Origin of the sequence: Streptomyces tamarix (genome assembly GCF_032423885.1) — a bacterium.
GTDB classification, from domain to species: domain Bacteria; phylum Actinomycetota; class Actinomycetes; order Streptomycetales; family Streptomycetaceae; genus Streptomyces; species Streptomyces tamarix.
The window spans coordinates 114,830-132,186 of record NZ_JAWCTQ010000001.1; the positions used below are offsets into that span (position 1 = coordinate 114,830).

General features: G+C 73.6%; 13 protein-coding genes. 6 read left to right on the forward strand and 7 right to left on the reverse strand.

The window, feature by feature from the left end:
* Positions 1-34: 34 nt before the first annotated feature.
* Both RND61_RS00470 and RND61_RS00475 read right to left on the reverse strand, forming a co-directional pair.
* The gene (locus RND61_RS00470; RefSeq protein WP_315875565.1) at positions 35-1,252 is read right to left on the reverse strand and encodes a YncE family protein; all 1,218 of its coding nucleotides are present in this window, start codon (positions 1,250-1,252) and stop codon (positions 35-37) included.
* 173 nt (positions 1,253-1,425) lie between these two features.
* Positions 1,426-2,820, reverse strand: a complete 1,395-nt coding sequence (locus tag RND61_RS00475) for a cation:dicarboxylate symporter family transporter (protein ID WP_315875566.1) — start codon at positions 2,818-2,820, stop codon at positions 1,426-1,428.
* Between the two features lie 126 nt (positions 2,821-2,946).
* Here RND61_RS00475 and RND61_RS00480 point away from each other — a divergent pair, with 126 nt between their 5' ends.
* The 3 genes from RND61_RS00480 (at position 2,947) to RND61_RS00490 (ending at position 6,314) form a co-directional block, all read left to right on the forward strand.
* Entirely contained in the window at positions 2,947-4,803 is a 1,857-nt protein-coding gene (locus RND61_RS00480; protein ID WP_315875567.1) for a sensor histidine kinase, read from the forward strand.
* Complete coding sequence (locus tag RND61_RS00485; RefSeq protein ID WP_315875568.1) at positions 4,800-5,492, forward strand: response regulator; 693 nt, start codon at positions 4,800-4,802, stop codon at positions 5,490-5,492. The genes RND61_RS00480 and RND61_RS00485 overlap by 4 nt, the downstream gene beginning before the upstream one ends.
* A 126-nt stretch (positions 5,493-5,618) precedes the next feature.
* The gene (locus RND61_RS00490; RefSeq protein ID WP_449343271.1) at positions 5,619-6,314 is read left to right on the forward strand and encodes a helix-turn-helix domain-containing protein; all 696 of its coding nucleotides are present in this window, start codon (positions 5,619-5,621) and stop codon (positions 6,312-6,314) included.
* Positions 6,315-6,486: 172 nt separating this feature from the next.
* On the opposite strand, the gene RND61_RS00495 is transcribed toward RND61_RS00490, so the two are convergent.
* Together RND61_RS00495 and RND61_RS00500 are read right to left on the reverse strand one after the other, a co-directional pair.
* Positions 6,487-7,665, reverse strand: a complete 1,179-nt coding sequence (locus RND61_RS00495) for a hypothetical protein (RefSeq protein WP_315875569.1) — start codon at positions 7,663-7,665, stop codon at positions 6,487-6,489.
* 218 nt (positions 7,666-7,883) lie between these two features.
* Positions 7,884-8,909, reverse strand: coding sequence for an ATP-dependent 6-phosphofructokinase (locus tag RND61_RS00500; protein ID WP_315875570.1), 1,026 nt, complete (start codon positions 8,907-8,909; stop codon positions 7,884-7,886).
* Positions 8,910-9,165: 256 nt separating this feature from the next.
* Between RND61_RS00500 and pta the strand changes: the two genes are divergently transcribed.
* From pta to pyk, 3 genes are all read left to right on the forward strand, one after another.
* The gene (gene pta, locus RND61_RS00505; RefSeq protein WP_315875571.1) at positions 9,166-11,250 is read left to right on the forward strand and encodes a phosphate acetyltransferase; all 2,085 of its coding nucleotides are present in this window, start codon (positions 9,166-9,168) and stop codon (positions 11,248-11,250) included.
* Positions 11,251-11,349: 99 nt separating this feature from the next.
* Positions 11,350-12,552: an acetate kinase gene (locus RND61_RS00510; protein ID WP_315875572.1), complete on the forward strand. Its 1,203-nt coding sequence runs from the start codon at positions 11,350-11,352 to the stop codon at positions 12,550-12,552.
* Positions 12,553-12,665: 113 nt separating this feature from the next.
* Positions 12,666-14,096 (forward strand): pyruvate kinase, encoded by a 1,431-nt coding sequence (gene pyk, locus RND61_RS00515; protein WP_315875573.1) that lies wholly within the window; start codon positions 12,666-12,668, stop codon positions 14,094-14,096.
* A 67-nt stretch (positions 14,097-14,163) separates the two neighbouring features.
* Here the strand turns inward: pyk and RND61_RS00520 are convergent, their stop codons facing one another.
* The 3 genes from RND61_RS00520 to RND61_RS00530 all read right to left on the reverse strand — a co-directional run bounded on the left by RND61_RS00520 (position 14,164) and on the right by RND61_RS00530 (position 16,784).
* Positions 14,164-15,504 carry a hypothetical protein gene (locus tag RND61_RS00520; protein WP_315875574.1) on the reverse strand — a complete coding sequence of 447 codons (1,341 nt, stop codon included), beginning with the start codon at positions 15,502-15,504 and terminating at the stop codon, positions 14,164-14,166.
* On the reverse strand, positions 15,494-16,009 hold the full coding sequence (locus RND61_RS00525) for a DUF6114 domain-containing protein (RefSeq protein WP_315875575.1): 516 nt from the start codon (positions 16,007-16,009) through the stop codon (positions 15,494-15,496). Before RND61_RS00525 ends, RND61_RS00520 begins: the two co-directional genes overlap by 11 nt.
* A 94-nt stretch (positions 16,010-16,103) precedes the next feature.
* Positions 16,104-16,784, reverse strand: coding sequence for a DUF6230 family protein (locus RND61_RS00530; RefSeq protein WP_315875576.1), 681 nt, complete (start codon positions 16,782-16,784; stop codon positions 16,104-16,106).
* Positions 16,785-17,357 lie beyond the last annotated feature (573 nt).

Consider the following 17,357-nt stretch of genomic DNA (forward strand, 5'->3'; position numbering starts at 1 on the left):
TGACGTCGGCGTCAAGGCAAGCGCCGCCGCGCCGTCACCCCTGGGGCGTGAGGCCCGCCAGCGCCTCGGGCGCCGCGCGCCCCGTCCGCTCGCGCTGCGGGAAGTCGCCCACCTTCACCCGTGCGACCTCCTTCGCCGTCGCGTAGTCGACGACCGACACCTCGTCCCGGTGGGAGAGCGTCACCCAGCACGTCCCGCCGTCCGCGCCCGTCACGGACCAGTACGGGAGGGAGCCCTGCGGGTAGTGGACGAAGCCGTCCGTGGTGAGGGCGGGGCGGGAGACGACGGCCGTGTAGTCGTCGATGGTCCCGGCCACGCACAGCTTGTCCCGCGCCGCGTTCATGGCCATGCCGTGGTGGGCGGAGTTCTGCGGGTAGTCGTCCGGTTCGAGCGCCGCGCCCGCCTCGCTGAAGGGCATCTCCACGGTGCGGACCGTGCGCCCGGCCTGAAGGTCGTACTCGACGAAGCCGTTCAGGTACGACAGTTGGGCGTACATCGTCCTGCCGTCCGGGGTGACGACGGCGGGGCGGATCCCCTTGTCGAAGGCGTACGTGCGGACCACCTTCAGCGTCGCCGCGTCGACGACGGTCACCTGCTTGCTGCCCTTGAGGAAGTCGAGGGCCTTCGGCAGGGACGTCACCCCGATGGACATGTTGTAGATGAGGGAGCCGTCCGCGGAGTAGATGTTCTCGTGCGGGTACGTGCCCGTGGGGAACTCGCCGGTGACGCGGCCGGTCGCCGTGTCGAGGACCTGCGCCTTGGCCGCGGTGATCGCGGACACGACGAACGACCGGCCGTCCGCGGAGAGCGCCGCGTGGTCGGCCTTGAACCCGTCGAGGTGCGTCCGCCACAGCCGGCGGCCCGTCGCCACGTCGAACGCGGTGGCGTCGCCGAGGTTGCCGCGCGAGACGTACAGGGTGCGGCCGTCCGGCGACAGGTGGGCGTCGTCCACGAACTTGTCGCCGCCCGCCTGCTGCTTGACCACCTCGTACGCGGCGCGGCGGACCAGGTCCATGCCGCCGAGGACCTCCTCCAGGTCCGGGACGACGTCGAGGGTGCCGAGGTTCCGGTACGTGTGGGCGTCGAGGAAGCTCACCGTGCCGTCCGCGCTGTTGCCGACCAGGACCACGTCCCGGAGCGGTCCGGCGGCGGGCGCCGCGGGGCCCTTCGGCCCGGCGGCAGCGGCCGGGAGGCCGGCGGCGAGCGACAGGGCGAGGGCGAGCGCGGCGGTCGTACGGGCCAGACGTGACATGGGGGACCATCCCTTCGCACCGGTGCGGGTGGCGGTCGTCGTCGGGTCGAGGACGTGTGCATGTCATGCTCGGAACGTCATGTTACCGGCGGTACGCCCTTCGGGACCCCCGCGGAACGGCGCGGGAACCGGCCCTGTTCCGGCTCCCGCGCCCGCGCCCGCCACCGGCGGGGTCAGGCCCCGGCGGGCCTCCCCGGACCGGCGGACCGCTCCGGCGCGCCCGGGGCGGCGCCGGCCGGGGCGTCGGTCGCGGCACCGTCGGCGGGGGTGTCCGCGCCGTGCCCGTCGTCCAGCAGCGTCGTCTCGTCGAACGGCATCCGGCCGGCGAGCACCTCCGCCACCCGGTCCTTGTCGATCTCCTTCGTCCACGTGCCGATCAGCACGGTCGCGACGGCGTTGCCCGCGAAGTTGGTCAGGGCGCGCGCCTCGCTCATGAACCGGTCGATGCCCACGATCAGGCCGACGCCGTCGACGAGCCCCGGCTTGTGCGACTGCAGGCCGCCCGCGAGCGTCGCGAGCCCGGCGCCGGTGACGCCCGCCGCGCCCTTCGACGCGATGACCATGAAGACGAGGAGCGAGATCTGCTCGCCGACCGCCAGCGGCTGCCCCATCGCCTCGGCGACGAACAGCGCGGCCATCGTCAGGTAGATCGCGGTGCCGTCCAGGTTGAAGGAGTAGCCGGTCGGCACGGTGATGCCGACGACGGGCTTGCTCACGCCCAGGTGCTCCATCTTGGCGATCAGCCGCGGCAGCGCCGACTCGGACGACGAGGTGGACAGGATCAGCAGGAACTCCCGTGCCAGGTACTTGAACAGCGCCACGACGCTGACCCCGGCGACCAGCCGCAGCAGCGTGCCGAGCACGGCGAAGACGAAGACGACGCAGGTGGCGTAGAAGCCGAGCATGATGACGGCGAGCGACTTCAGCGCGTCCACGCCCGTCGAGCCGACCACCGCGGCGATCGCGCCGAACGCGCCGACCGGCGCCGCCCACATGATCATCGCCAGGATGCGGAAGACGAGCCGCTGGACGTGGCCGATGCCGCGCAGCACCGGCTCGCCCGCCCTGCCCATCGCCTGCAGCGCGAAGCCCGCGAGCAGCGCGACGAGCAGCGTCTGGAGGACCTCGCCCTCGGTGAACGCCGACACCAGGGTCTGGGGGATGATCCCCAGGAGGAAGTCGACGGTGCCCTCGCTCGCCCCCTCGGCCTGCTGCTCACCGGCGGCCCGGGTCTCGTCGGTGAGGTGCAGCCCGGCGCCGGGCTCCAGCAGGTTGCCGACGACGAGGCCGATGGCCAGCGCGACGGTCGACATGACCATGAAGTAGCCGAGGGCCAGACCGCCGACGGCACCCACCTTCGCGGCCTTGCGCACGGAACCCACGCCCAGCACGATCGTGCAGAAGATCACCGGCGAGATCATCATCTTGATGAGGTTCACGAAACCGGTGCCGAGCGGCTTGAGCTCCTGCGCGACCCCCGGCGCGGCGAAGCCCACGGCGACGCCGAGCACGACCGCCGCGATGACGGCCAGGTAGAGATAGTGGGTCCGTTCCCGTCGTGCGGCCACGGGGTCCTCCCTCGAAGAGTTCGCTCCACGTCCCGGTGGATCCCCGCGACTATCCACCACGCCTGTGACCCCGGTCACCGTTGCGTTCGTTTCGTTCACGCGTTTTCGGACAGGCAGACTTGCGGCATGCGCCTGACCCGTCCCCGCAGCCTCGCCGGCCAGTTGTTCGCGATGCAGGCCGTGCTGATGGCGGCCGTCGTGGCCGGGTGCGCGGTCTTCGCGTACGCCACCGACCGCGCCCAGGCGGAGGAGACCGCGCGCCGGCAGGTGACCGCCACCGCGAAGGCGGTGGCCAGGGCGCCGTCGGTGGTCACCGCCGCCCGCTCGGACAATCCGACGGCCGTCCTCCAGCCCTACGCGGACGCCCTCACCGGCGTGCACGGGGTGACCTTCGTGGTCGTCATGGCGCCGGACGGGACGCGCTGGACCCACCCGGATCCGGACCGGATAGGGGGGACGTATCTCGGCCACATCGACGCGGCGCGGCGCGGCGCGACGCTGACGGAGACGTACGAGGGGACGCTCGGGCGCTCCGTGCGGACGGTCACGCCCGTGTGGGACCGGGACCGCGTCGTCGCCCTGGTCAGCGCGGGCATCGCCGTCGACCGGATCACCGAGCAATTGCGGCACCAGGTGGCCGCGCTGCTCGGCTTCGCGGGCGGGGCGCTGGCGCTGGGCGCGGTCGGCACGTACGTGGTCAACGCCCGCCTGCGGCGGCACACCCACGGCATGAACGCCACCGAGCTGAGCCGGATGCACGACTACCACCAGGCCGCCCTCCACGCGGTGCGCGAGGGGCTGCTGATGCTGGACGGGCAGCGCCGGATCGCGCTGGTCAACGACGGGGCGCGGGAGCTGCTGGGCCTGCGGGAGGACGCCGTCGGCACCCCGGTCGCCGCGCTGGGGCTGCCCCCGTCGCTGACGGGCGCGCTGCTGGCGGCCGAGCCGCGCGAGGACGAGCCGCACCTGACGGCGGACCGGGTGCTGGTCGTGTCCACCCGGCCGGTGGTCGGCGGGGAGCGGCGCGGCACGGTCGTGACCCTGCGGGACCGCACCGAGCTCCAGGCGCTCTCCGGGGAGCTGGACTCGGAGCGCGGCTTCACCCGGGCGCTGCGCGCGCAGGCGCACGAGGCGGCGAACCGGCTGCACACGGTCGTGTCGCTGATCGAGCTGGGCCGCGTGGAGGAGGCGGTCGACTTCGCCACGGCGGAGCTGGAGCTGGCGCAGGCGCTGACGGACCGGGTGGTCGACGCGGTCGGCGAGCCGGTGCTGGCCGCGCTGCTGCTGGGCAAGTCGGCGCAGGCCGGCGAGCAGGGCGTGGAGCTGGTCCTGACGGACGACAGCCGCGTCGACGACGGCGTCCTGCCGCCGGGCCTCGCGGCACGGGACCTCGTCACGATCCTCGGCAACCTGATCGACAACGCCGTCGAGGCGGCGCAGGGCTCGGCGGGCTCCCGCGTCACGGTGGCGCTCGGCGCGGCCGACGGCGAACTGCTGCTGCGCGTCGCGGACACGGGCCCGGGCGTGCCGCCCGGTGACGCGGAGGCGGTCTTCGCCCCCGGCTGGTCCACCCGCGGCCCGGGCCGCGGCATCGGCCTCCCCCTGGTGCGCCAGGCCGCCCACCGCGCGGGCGGGCGTGTGGAGGTGGGCGGGGCCCCGGAGGGCGGCGCGGAGTTCACGGTGCGGCTGCCGCTGGGCGGCGCGCGGGCACCGTCACCACCGGGCCCGGCGGACGGCAGGGGCACGGCGGCGGGCGCGGGGACGGCGGACCGCACGGACCGCACGGACAGGACGACGGGCACGGCGGACGGCAGGGGCGCGGCGGGCGACGTGGATACGACGGTGACGGACGCGGGCACGGCGGCGGGCACGGACACGGCGGACGACGCGGGCGCGGCGGTGGGCACGGACACGGCGGCGGCGGGCGCGGCGGACGGTACGGGGACGGCGGGCGAGGGCGCCGGGGCCGAGGTGCGGAGGTGAGCGCGGACGGGATCAGGGTGCTGGTCGTCGAGGACGACCCCGTCGCCGCCGACGCGCACGCCCTGTACGCCGGGCGGGTGCCCGGCTTCGGCGTCGTCGGCGTCGCCCACTCGCGCGCCGCCGCCGTACGGCTGCTGGAGCGCACGCCCGTCGACCTGATCCTCCTCGACCTGTACCTGCCGGACGGCCACGGCCTGCGGCTCCTGCGCTCCCTGCGGGCCGCGGGCCACTCCGCCGACGTCATCGCCGTGACCTCCGCGCGGGACCTGGCGGTCGTGCGCGAGGGCGTGTCGCTCGGCGTCGTGCAGTACGTGTTGAAGCCCTTCACGTTCGCCACCCTGCGGGACCGGCTCGCGCGGTACGCCGAGTTCCGCGCGGCCGTGGGCGAGGCGTCCGGGCAGGACGAGGTCGACCGGGCGCTCGCCGCGCTCCGCACGCCGCAGCCCGCCGCGCCGCCCAAGGGGCTGAGCGCGCCGACCCTCGCCGCCGTGACCGGCGTCCTGCGCGCGGCGGACGGCGGGCTGACCGCGGCCGAGGCCGGCGCCGCCGTGGGCATCTCGCGGATCACCGCGCGCCGGTACCTGGAGCACCTGGTGGCCGCCGGGCGGGCGGAGCGCAGCCCGCAGTACGGGCAGATCGGGCGGCCGGAGCTCCAGTACCGCTGGCTGCCGGGGACGGGGGGCCGCTGAACGCGGGCGGCCCCGCCGAGGGGCATACCTCCCATTACCGATGAGTAGGACCCTTCTGGACCTTCCTCCAACATCGGCCGTTGTTCGAACGAACCGTAGCCAGGGGCGACGGCCCGCACCTAGCTTGTGCGCGTGCACCCGCCTCCCCCCGCCCCCGCGCCCCCCTTCGACGCCCCGGCCGCGCGCCGCCTCCGCGAGGGCCTGGGCATGACGCCCGGCCACGTCGCGTACGGCCTGCGCGCGCAGTACGGACTGGACGTCCCTCCCGAGACCGTCACCGCCTGGGAGCGCGGCGTCGGCCGCCCCGACGCCCGCGAGCTCACCGCGCTCGCCGGAGTGCTGTGGTGCTCGCCCGGTGACCTGCTCGCCGCCGCGACGACCCTGCGGGAGCACCGCGTGGCGCGGGGCATGGAGCCCGAGGACCTGGCCCGGTGGATCGGGCTGGACCCCAAGGCGTACCTGCGGATGGAGGACTCCGGCCGCTGGCGCGGCAACGAGCGGCAGACCGCCGCGCTCGCGCGGGTCCTCGGCCTGGGCCCGCGCGAACTGCTGGACGCCACCGGGCGGGACGCCGAGCTGGCGGAGGTCCTGCGGAACGCGGTGGTCGCCACGCGCTGGCAGGCGTACGTCCGCCCGGCCGCGAAGCTGCTGCCGATGCACCGCGACCACCTGGAGGACGTGCTCCAGCGGCTGCACGCCGGCTACCGGGCGCGGACGGCCGCCACGTACGGCCGGGACGACCCGGGCGACGGCGGCGGGGAGGCGGGCCGCGCGTACCTGGAGCGGATCGTCGACCACTTCTGGGCGCTGGCGCGGCTGTAGGGCCCGTTTCCCGGGGCCACCGGCGGCCCGGGCGATCGTCGTCATGCCGGACGGCGGCCCGGGACCGTCCCCGGGGCCACCGGCGGCCCCGGGCGGGCCGCGCTCCCCCTCCGCCCCGCGCGCCGGGCCGGGGGACCGGCTCGGTGCGCGCGGCGCGGGGACCGTCGCGGTCCTAGCCTCCCGCCGGGCGGCGGTCGAAACCGAAGAGCTGGCCGGCGCCGTCCGGCGCGCACGGCTTCTGCACGACGGCCGTCCACTCCTCGCGGGACGCGCCGGGCACGGTGACGCACAGGCCGGACGCGGCGTTGCGGATGCGGTGGCCCCGCGCGGGGTCGCCGTCCAGGGGCTCGATCCGGAACGCCTCGCGCGGGCCGCGCTTGCCGCACTCCTGGTCCACGAGCGGCGCGCCGTCCTCCCGGGGGACGTCGGCGGGGACGCCGGAGCAGCCGGGACCGTAGTCGGGGTGGTCCGAGGCGATCCGCCACAGGCCGCCGTCCAGGCGGGCGAGGGAGTAGCGGGGGACGGCGGCGCCGGCGCAGTAGACCTGGTACACCTGCCCGTTCTGCTGCCCGCGCCGCTCGTTGAGGCACAGCCCGGAGTGGAGGGCGCGGATGTCGACGCCCCCCGCGGCGGGCGGGGCCGCGGCGGACGGCTCGTGGCGGTCCTCGTCGCCGTCGAGGTGCGAGACGACGGAGACCAGCGCCACGACGAGCGCGATCCCGCCCACGACCGGCACCAGGGCCCGCCCGGCCCACGACCGTAACCTCCGGGTCCGCTCCTCCCCCGTGCCCCGCCCGGTGCCGGGCCGCCCCTCCTCGGCGGCCCGGTCGGCACCGGCGTGCGCCGGCGCGCCGTCCGGCGGGCGGCCGTGGCCGGACGCGCCCGGCCCGGGGGCGCCGCCCGGGGGGCCCGCCGCCGCGGCGGGCGTGCCCGGGCCCGGGCCCACGCCAGGGGCGGGGCCGCTGCCCGGGACGCCGGGGCCCGCGCCCGGCCCGGGGTCGTGCGGGGCGCACGAGCAGGAGCCGGGGGCGCAGGCGCACGGGACCGGCACCGGGTGGGAGCCCCGGCGGGTGGCCAGGCGCTTGCGGGCGGACAGCCAGAGCTCCGTCTCCCGCGGCCCCGCCCCGCACGCGCGGACGAAGGCGGCGAGCAGTTCCTCCCGCGGCAGCGTCCCGCGCATCAGCATGTTCGCGACCGTCGACCGCGGCAGGCTGTCGCCGGCCGCCTCCGCACGGGCCGTCAGTTCCCGGTACGTCAGCCCGGACCAGTCCTTGAGCGCCTGCAACCGGGCGACGAACCCGGCGGGGTCATGGACGTCCCATGGCTCGGGAGCCCTCTCCCCGTCGGTCATCGGTGATCCCTTCCCTTGCCGCCCCGGACAGGGTTGGGACGTGTCCGGGACAAGCCCCAAGCCTTGTTGAAACGGCGATGGCCCTCAAGAGTGGGATTCGGCCACGGGGACCACGGAGGCCGCGGGGACCACGGGGACCGCGGGGCCACGGAAAAGCGGCCTTGATCGTCGCGGGGGGACGATCAAGGCCGCTCCGTGGCGGCGGGCCGGCGGGCCGGTCAGAAGACGGACTCCGCCTCCACCATCCGGCTCTCCGGCACCGTCTTCAGCCGGGTCGTCGCGTCCGCGAGCGGCGCCATCGTGATGGTCGTCCCCCGCAGCGCCGTCATCATGCCGAAGTCGCCCCGGTGCGCCGCCTCCACCGCGTGCCAGCCGAAGCGGGTCGCCAGCACCCGGTCGTACGCGGTCGGCGTGCCGCCCCGCTGGACGTGGCCGAGGATCACGGGGCGGGCCTCCTTGCCCAGGCGCCTCTCCAGTTCCTTGGCGAGCCGCGTGCCGATGCCCTGGAAGCGCTCGTGCCCGTACTGGTCGATCTCGCCCTTGCGGTACTCCATGGAACCCTCCGCCGGGTGCGCGCCCTCCGCGACGCAGATCACCGCGAACTTCTTGCCGCGCGCGAACCGCTCCTGGACCATCTTGACCAGGTCGTCCACCTGGAAGGGCCGCTCCGGCAGGCAGATGCCGTGGGCGCCGCCGGCCATGCCGGACTCCAGGGCGATCCACCCCGCGTGGCGCCCCATCACCTCGACGACCATCACGCGCTGGTGCGACTCGGCGGTGGTCTTCAGGCGGTCTATGGCCTCGGTGGCGACCATCACGGCCGTGTCGAAGCCGAAGGTGCGGTCCGTCGACGAGATGTCGTTGTCGATGGTCTTGGGGACGCCGACCACCGGCATGCCCGCGTCGGAGAGCATGCGGGCCGCCGTCAGCGTGCCCTCGCCGCCGATCGGGATGAGGACGTCGATGCCGTACCGGCGCTGCAGGTCGTCGCAGTTCTCGGCGGCCTCCCGCAACCGGGCCCGCTCCAGCCGGGCCGATCCGAGGATCGTGCCGCCGCGGGCGAGGATGCCGCTGACGGCGTTCAGGTCGAGGGGCCGGTAGTGGCCGTCGAGGAGGCCCTTGAACCCGTCCTCGAAGCCGATGACTTCGTCTCCGTGACCGGTGAGCGCGCGGTGCACGACCGAGCGGATCACGGCGTTCAGGCCGGGGCAGTCGCCGCCTGCGGTGAGAACTCCGATGCGCATCGTGCTGTGTCTCCTGCTCGGTAGAGGGGCCGTCGTGCCGTACGGGGCATCCGAATTGTCCCACGGGCCGTGTGTCCCCGGCCCCGCCGGGCACTCGAAGGAGGGACCCTCCGGGCCTGCCGGGCCCCACGCACCCGGCAAGCGCACTACCCACTCGCGGAGGTATTGTCAAGAGGGTATGGCCACCTCTCCTGAGGTGTTTTCGCCCATACGGAGATCTGGACGCACACTCGCTTGACGGACAGGAGACCACGGCGTGGCGCGCAGCGTGTACGTGACCGGGATCGAGCGCGGGGACGGCCGCCAGGTCGTGGAGCTGGGAGTGATGGAACTCCTCACCCGCCAGGTGGACCGGGTGGGGGTGTTCCGCCCGCTGGTCCACGACGGGCCGGACCGCCTCTTCGAGCTGCTGCGGGCCCGCTACCGGCTGTCGCAGGACCCGGCGACGGTGTACGGCATGGACTACCGGGAGGCGGCGGCGCTCCAGGCCGAGCAGGGCACCGACGCGCTCGCGTCCCGCCTGGTGGAGCGGTTCCACGCGGTGGCGCGCGACTACGAGGTCGTCCTCGTCCTCGGCACGGACTTCGCCGCGACGCAGCTCCCCGACGAGCTGGCGCTCAACGCGCGCCTGGCCAACGAGTTCGGCGCCTCCGTCATCCCGGTCGTCGGCGGCAAGAGCCGCCCGGCCGACGCGGTGCGGGCCGAGGCGCGCAACGCGTTCCGCGCGTACGACGGGCTCGGCTGCGACGTCCTGGCGATGGTCGTGAACCGGGTCGCCGCCGAGGACCGGGAGGCGATAGCCGAACGGCTCGCGGCCCGCCTGCCCGTCCCCTGCTACGTCCTGCCCGACCAGCCGGCGCTCTCCGCCCCGACGGTCGCGCAGATCACCCACGCGCTGGGCGCCCGCGTCGTGCTCGGCGACGACTCGGGGCTGGCGCGCGACGCCCTGGACTTCGTCTTCGGCGGCGCGATGCTGCCGAACTTCCTCAACGCCCTGACCCCCGGCTGCCTGGTCGTCACCCCCGGCGACCGCGCCGACCTGGTGGTGGGCGCGCTGGCCGCGCACTCGGCCGGCACGCCGCCGATCGCGGGCGTCCTGCTCACCCTGAACGAGCAGCCCAGCGAGGAGATCCTCACCCTGGCCGCCCGCCTCGCCCCCGGCACTCCGGTGATCGCGGTCAGCGGCAACAGCTTCCCCACCGCGCAGGAGCTGTTCTCGCTGGAGGGCAAGATGACCGCGGCCACCCCGCGCAAGGCGGAGACCGCGCTGGGCCTCTTCGAGCGGCACGTCGACACGGGCGACCTGCTGAAGCGGATCTCCGTGGCGCGCAGCGGACGCGTCACCCCGATGATGTTCGAGCACGAGCTGCTGGAGCAGGCCCGCACCGACCGGCGGCGGGTCGTCCTGCCGGAGGGCGTGGAGGAGCGGGTGCTGCGCGCCGCCGACGTGCTGATCCGCCGCGACGTGTGCGACCTGACGCTGCTCGGTGACCCGGACGCGATCCGCAAGAAGGCCGCCGACCTGAGCATCGACCTGTCCGGCGCACAGCTCATCGACCCGGCTGCCTCCGAGCTGCGGCAGCGCTTCGCGGAGCGGTACGCGGCGCTGCGCGCGCACAAGGGCGTCTCGGTGGAGCTGGCGTACGACGTGGTGTCGGACGTCAACTACTTCGGCACGCTGATGGTCGAGGAGGGCCTCGCGGACGGCATGGTGTCGGGGTCGGTGCACTCCACGGCGGCGACGATCCGCCCGGCGTTCGAGATCATCAAGACGAAGCCGGACGCGTCGATCGTGTCGTCGGTGTTCTTCATGTGCCTGGCGGACGAGGTGCTCGTGTACGGCGACTGCGCGGTCAACCCGGACCCGAACGCCGAGCAGCTCGCCGACATCGCCGTCCAGTCGGCGGCCACCGCCGCCCGGTTCGGCGTCGAGCCGCGGATCGCGATGCTGTCGTACTCGACCGGCACCTCGGGGACGGGCGCGGACGTGGACAAGGTGCGCGAGGCGACGAAGCTGGTCCGCGCGGCGCACCCGGAGCTGAGGATCGAGGGCCCGATCCAGTACGACGCCGCCGTGGAGCCGTCCGTCGCGGCGACGAAGCTGCCCGGTTCGGAGGTCGCGGGCCGGGCCACCGTGCTGATCTTCCCGGACCTGAACACGGGGAACAACACGTACAAGGCCGTGCAGCGCTCGGCGGGCGCCGTGGCCGTGGGCCCGGTGCTCCAGGGGCTGCGCAAGCCGGTGAACGACCTGTCGCGCGGCGCGCTCGTCAGCGACATCGTGAACACGGTGGCCATCACCGCCATCCAGGCGCAGGCCGCCCGGAGCGGCCCCGCGTGACACCGCGCCGCCGCTCCCCCTCGCGCCGCCCTTCCCGTCCCTCTCCCCCCTCTCGCCCTTCCCACCTCCTCCGCCCCACCGACAGAAAGCACCGCACCCGTGACCAGCGCGACTCGTGTCCTCGTCCTCAACTCCGGCTCCTCGTCGGTGAAGTACCAGTTGCTCGACATGCGGGACGGCTCCCGCCTCGCCGTCGGTCTCGTGGAGCGGATCGGTGAGGGCACCTCGCGCCTGGTGCACACGCCGGCGGGCGGCGAGCGGCGCGAGCGCTCCGCCCCGATGGCCGGCCACGAGGCGGCGCTGAGGGCGGTCGCGGCGGAGCTGGCCGCCGACGGCCTCGGCCTGGACTCCCCCGACCTGGCGGCGATCGGCCACCGCGTGGTCCACGGCGGCCTGCGGTTCACCGCGCCCACGGTGATCACGGACGAGGTGCTGGCGGAGGTGGAACGGCTGGTCCCGGTCGCCCCTCTGCACAACCCGGCGAACATCGTCGGCATCCGTACGGCGCGGGCGCTGCGCCCGGACCTGCCGCAGGTGGCGGTCTTCGACACGGCGTTCCACACGACGATGCCGGAGTACGCCGCCCGGTACGCGATCGACACGGAGACCGCCGACGCGCACCGCATCCGCCGCTACGGCTTCCACGGCACCTCCCACGCGTACGTCTCCCGCGAGACGGCCCGGCTGCTGGGCAAGGACCCCTCCGAGGCGAACGTGATCGTGCTGCACCTGGGCAACGGCGCGTCCGCCTCGGCGGTGGCGGGCGGCCGGTGCGTGGACACCTCGATGGGCCTGACGCCGCTGGAGGGCCTGGTGATGGGTACGCGCTCCGGCGACATCGACCCGGCGGTCACCTTCCACCTGCGGCGGGTGGCGGGGATGTCGGTCGACGAGGTCGACGAACTGCTGAACAAGAGGAGCGGCCTCGTGGGGCTGTGCGGGGACAACGACATGCGGGAGATCCGCCGCCGAATCGACGAGGGCGACGAGCGGGCCCGGCTCGCGTTCGACATTTACGTCCACCGCCTGAAGAAGTACATCGGGGCGTACTACGCGGTGCTCGGCCGGGTGGACGCGGTGGCGTTCACGGCGGGGGTCGGCGAGAACGCGGCCCCGGTGCGGGAGGCCGCCGTGGAGGGCCTGGAGCAACTGGGCCTGGCGGTGGACGCCGAGCTCAACGCCGTGCGGTCCGGGGAGCCCCGCCTGATCTCGCCCGCGGACGCGCGGGTGGCGGTCGCGGTGGTCCCGACCGACGAGGAACTGGAGATCGCCCAGCAGACTTACTCGCTGGTAAACAACTGAAATCGGGAAACAACAACTCACTTCGAAGAACTCGACTGAGCGGCAGTCCGCCCATTTGTACGTTCCGCCTACCGGAATATTCCGCACAGAAACAAACCGATAGGATCCGCCTTATGCGCCGTTCCAAAATCGTCTGCACACTGGGCCCCGCCGTCGACTCCTACGAGCAGCTGAAAGCGCTCATCGAGGCCGGCATGAACGTGGCCCGTTTCAACATGAGCCACGGCACCCACGCTGAGCACGAGGAGCGGTACCACCGCCTTCGCAAGGCGGCCGAGGACACGGGCCACGCCGTCGGCGTGCTCGCCGACCTCCAGGGCCCGAAGATCCGTCTGGAGACCTTCGCCGAGGGCCCGGTGGAGCTGGTCCGCGGAGACGAGTTCACGATCACCACCGAGGACGTCCCCGGCGACAAGTCCATCTGCGGCACCACGTACAAGGGCCTCCCCGGCGACGTCGCCAAGGGCGACCAGATCCTGATCAACGACGGCAACGTCGAGCTGAAGGTCCTGGAGGTCGACGGCTCCCGGGTGCGCTCGATCGTCATCGAGGGCGGTGTCGTCTCCGACCACAAGGGCATCAACCTGCCGGGTGCGGCGGTGAACGTGCCGGCGCTCTCCGAGAAGGACATCGAGGACCTGCGCTTCGCGCTGCGGATGGGCTGCGACATGGTCGCGCTGTCCTTCGTCCGGGACGCCAACGACGTCAAGGACGTCCACCGCGTGATGGACGAGGTGGGCCGCCGGGTCCCGGTCATCGCGAAGGTGGAGAAGCCCCAGGCCGTCGCCAACATGCAGGACGTCGTGATGGCGTTCGACGGCGTGATGGTGGCGCGCGGCGACCTGGCCGTCGAGTACCCGCTCGAAAAGGTCCCGATGGTGCAGAAGCGGCTCATCGAGCTGTGCCGCCGCAACGCCAAGCCGGTGATCGTCGCGACCCAGATGATGGAGTCGATGATCACCAACTCGCGGCCGACGCGCGCCGAGGCGTCCGACGTCGCGAACGCGATCCTGGACGGCGCCGACGCGGTCATGCTCTCCGCGGAGTCGTCCGTGGGCGCGTACCCGATCGAGACGGTCAAGACGATGTCGAAGATCGTCACGGCGGCGGAGGAGGAGCTGCTCTCCAAGGGCCTCCAGCCCCTCGTCCCCGGCAAGAAGCCGCGCACGCAGGGCGGTTCGGTGGCCCGCGCGGCCGCGGAGATCGCGGACTTCCTGCACGGCAAGGCGCTGATCGCCTTCACCAAGTCCGGCGACACGGCCCGCCGCCTGTCCCGCTACCGCGCGGCGCAGCCGATCCTGGCGTTCACGACGGACGTGGCGACCCGCAACCAGCTGGCGCTGAGCTGGGGCGTCGAGTCCTTCGTCGTCCCGCACGTCGACAACACCGACGCGATGGTCGACCTGGTCGACGCGGAGCTGCTGAAGCTCCAGCGCTACAACCCGGGCGACGTCATGGTCATCACCGCCGGCTCCCCGCCCGGCGTCCCCGGCACTACGAACATGGTCCGCGTCCACCACCTGGGCAGCGGCGAGAACGCCTGACGACGCCCCCGGAACGGCCGAGGGCGGCACCCGGTGGTCCGGGTGCCGCCCTCGTTCCTGCTCCGGGTCAGCCCTCGATGTGATTGTGCAGGCCCGGGACGGTCAGGGTGCCGCCGAACTGGGCCGCCTGGGTGACCTCCACATCGGTGAAGAAGGCGAAGGGGACGTCCAGCGGGGGCGGGGTCGCGGGGCTGAACGTGATCGGTACGAGGCCGAAGAGGTTGCCCTTCAGCTCCTCCGTGTACATCGTCACCGTGCCGCCGCGGATCGTGGACGTCGACCCCGGGCGGGAGGTGACGTGGCCCGTGCGGCCCTCGCTGTGGACGGTGAGCTGGTGCAGGTCCTTGATGTCCACCTCGGACGCGGTGAACTTCAGGGCCTTCTTGAGCGTGCCGCTGCCCGTCCGCACCTCGACGATGCCGTGGTACTTCAGCCCCCGCAGCGTGAGCTTGGTGCTCTCCAGCCGCCACGGGTCGTCCGCCACGTGCGGGATGCCGGGCTCCGGCTCGGCGTCCGCGAGGGCCTGCGGGTCCGGGGTCGGGCACGGGAAGCGGGGCTTGGCGTCGTCGGGGACGTCCTCGTCCTTCTTCGGGTCCAGGCCCTTGGCGTCCTCGGGCAGCTCCTCGACCTCGGCGCCCACCTGGTCGGCGGCGTCCTTGATGGCCTCCTTGGTCCGGTCCCGCGCCTCGTCGGCCGGCTCCTCCGGGGAGCCGGGCTTCCCGGCCGGCTTCCCGTCGCCCTCCTCCGCCGGCCCCTCCCCCGGCTTCTCCGCCGGCTTCTCCGCCGTCGGGGCCGTGGGCGTCGGCTCCGGCGCCGGCGGGGCGGACCCGGTCGGCTCCGGCCGGCCCGTCAGCCCGCCGACGAGGTCCTTGACGGCCTCCGTGACCCCCAGCGGGTCCAGGGGGTTGCGCGTCGCGCCGGGTGCGGGGGCCGGGGCCGCGGAGGGAGTCGGGGTCGCGGCCGGGGACGTGCCCTCCCGCGGTTCCTTCGCCGGGTCCGCCACCGGCCCGTCCGTCCCGGCCGTCCCGCCCGCCGGGGGGTCGGCCGTCGGCGTCGGCGTCGGCCCCTCCGTTCCGCCGCTCGGCGACGGGGTCGCGGAGGGCGACGCCGAGGGGGTCCGGCTCGGCTCCGGCTCCTTCGGCCCCTCCGGCTCCGCCGGCTCGTCCGACTGCGTCACGCACGGGCCCGGCGCGAAGGGGATGTCCTTCTCGTCCGCCAGGGCGGGCCGCGGCGTGAGGCTCATGCCCACGAGGACGGCCGTGGGCATCGCGGCCAGCGCCAGCGCCTTGCCGGCCGGTGCCTGAAGCCTGGTCAGCAGCGACTTGCGGGGGGCCGCGTGGCGCGGTCCCCTCCTGCCGCGCGCGGCCCCGTCGTCGACCGCCGCCGGCTGTGTCTCGTCACCCCGCACTGTTCCTCCCGCCGTTGGCGTCGACAGTCGTCTCGGTGTCGTACGTGGGCGCGGCGACCGGTTCCATCGGGTCGTCCGCGAGGGGTGCCGGCTCCGGCTCGGTCTCCGGCTGCCCGGGCGCCCACGAGACGGAGAGCGCTCCACCGATCAGGGCCAGGAGGAAGCCGATGAAGAAGCCGCCCATGTTGGCCACGGGGAGGGACACCAGGGCGAGCAGGATGGCCGCGATACCGGCGAAGATGCGTACGGCCTGCTGGAACCACATGGTCAGGCCCAGGGTGACCAGCAGGACGCCGATGATCAGCGACCCGGAGCCCGCGGTCGTCGCCATCGACAGGGTCATCTGCCCGAGCTGGAGGGTCGCGTACGGGAGGTAGGCGATCGGGATTCCGCCCAGCAGGGTGAACAGGCCCGCCCAGAACGGCCGGGTGCCCCGCCAGTCTCGGAACCGCCGCTTGAGGACGCGGATGTAGTGCTCGTTCTGCTCCGGCGACTCGGCGCTCATGGAAGCTCCCTGGAACTGGTGTTGCTGTGTGAGGAGGCGGACGGGCGGGCACGGTCGCCTCGCGGGTCCCGCGCCCGCCCGTACGGATCACCGGTCAGTAGCACTCGACCTTGGGACCGTCGCCCTTGTGCAGGCGCATGCTCAGGCCGCTCAGCTTGAACGTGCCGGCCGTGGTGGCCCACGCCTTCTGCTTCACGTCGGTGAGCGTCGCCGTCTCCGCCTGCTGGGCGAAGCCGTTCTGGTTGATGCCGTGGTCCTTGACCGCCGGGCCCTTGCCGCGCTTCCCGTCCTTGGTACCGTCGGTGTCCTTGGCCGCCACGCCGATGTCGATGTTCTTGAACTCGGCGTTGGCGTCGAGGTCGGTGACGTCGAGGTACAGGTTCGACGCGACGACCTTCTTGTCGTCGTCCGGCCCCGGACCGGCCGTCAGCTTCAGCGTGATCTTGCCGAACACCGGGACGTCCGGCGTGACCACCGACTGGCACATCTTCGTGATCTCGGCGTACTTGAACGTCGAGATCGCGACCGGGCGCGGAACGAGCTGATCGCCTTCCTTCACCTGGGCGTAGCCCATGTCGACGCCGCCGTACTGGGCGAAGCCCTCGCCGTACAGGTGGTCGGCCGTGACCTTGAACTCCTGGCCGGAGACGGCGAACGAGGCCGCGAGGGCCCCCTGGGCCAGGCCGACGCCTATCGCGGCCGTCGCGGCCACGCTGGGCACCATGACGACGGCGAACCGCTTCCATCTGGTCCCACCGCGAACCTGGGACTTCATAGATTCCTCCTTCTCGGACGTACATCTCCGGGCCGGACCCGTCAGGCCCGTCCTGGGATGGGAGAAGTGCTACGTCCTCGGGGAGGGGAACGCCCGCGGATCGGGCGCGAGCCGCGTCCGGATCACCGGCGATCACCCCCGAGCGACAACCACTGGCCGCTCGGCGCAGGCGTCCGCGCGGCCCGTTCGGACAGGCCCTGCCGGATGAGCAGGAACCCCCCTGTCCACGGCCGGCGCAGGAGCCCCGGCCCACCCGGTGGGGACCCGACCCCGCGGCGCGGCTGGTTGCCGGGCTGGTGCGGTGTCGGACCGAGCGTGGCCGATCGTGGTCCATTCGGGCCCAGGGCACAAGGGGGCTCGTTACCCGCTAGTAACGACTAGATAAACCGGACGCGACCGCGCGCCGTCGCGCGGGCACTCACGGTGCTACCGACCGGTCGGGCGAAAGGGGATTTCAGCGCTGATAGCCGGACATCAAGAGGGTGTTGACTTACTGGAAGTAACAGCGGTCGCGTTTACCAAGTTTTGGTAAAGCGCGACCGCGTGGAGCCCCGGGCGCGGCCCTGCCGCCCC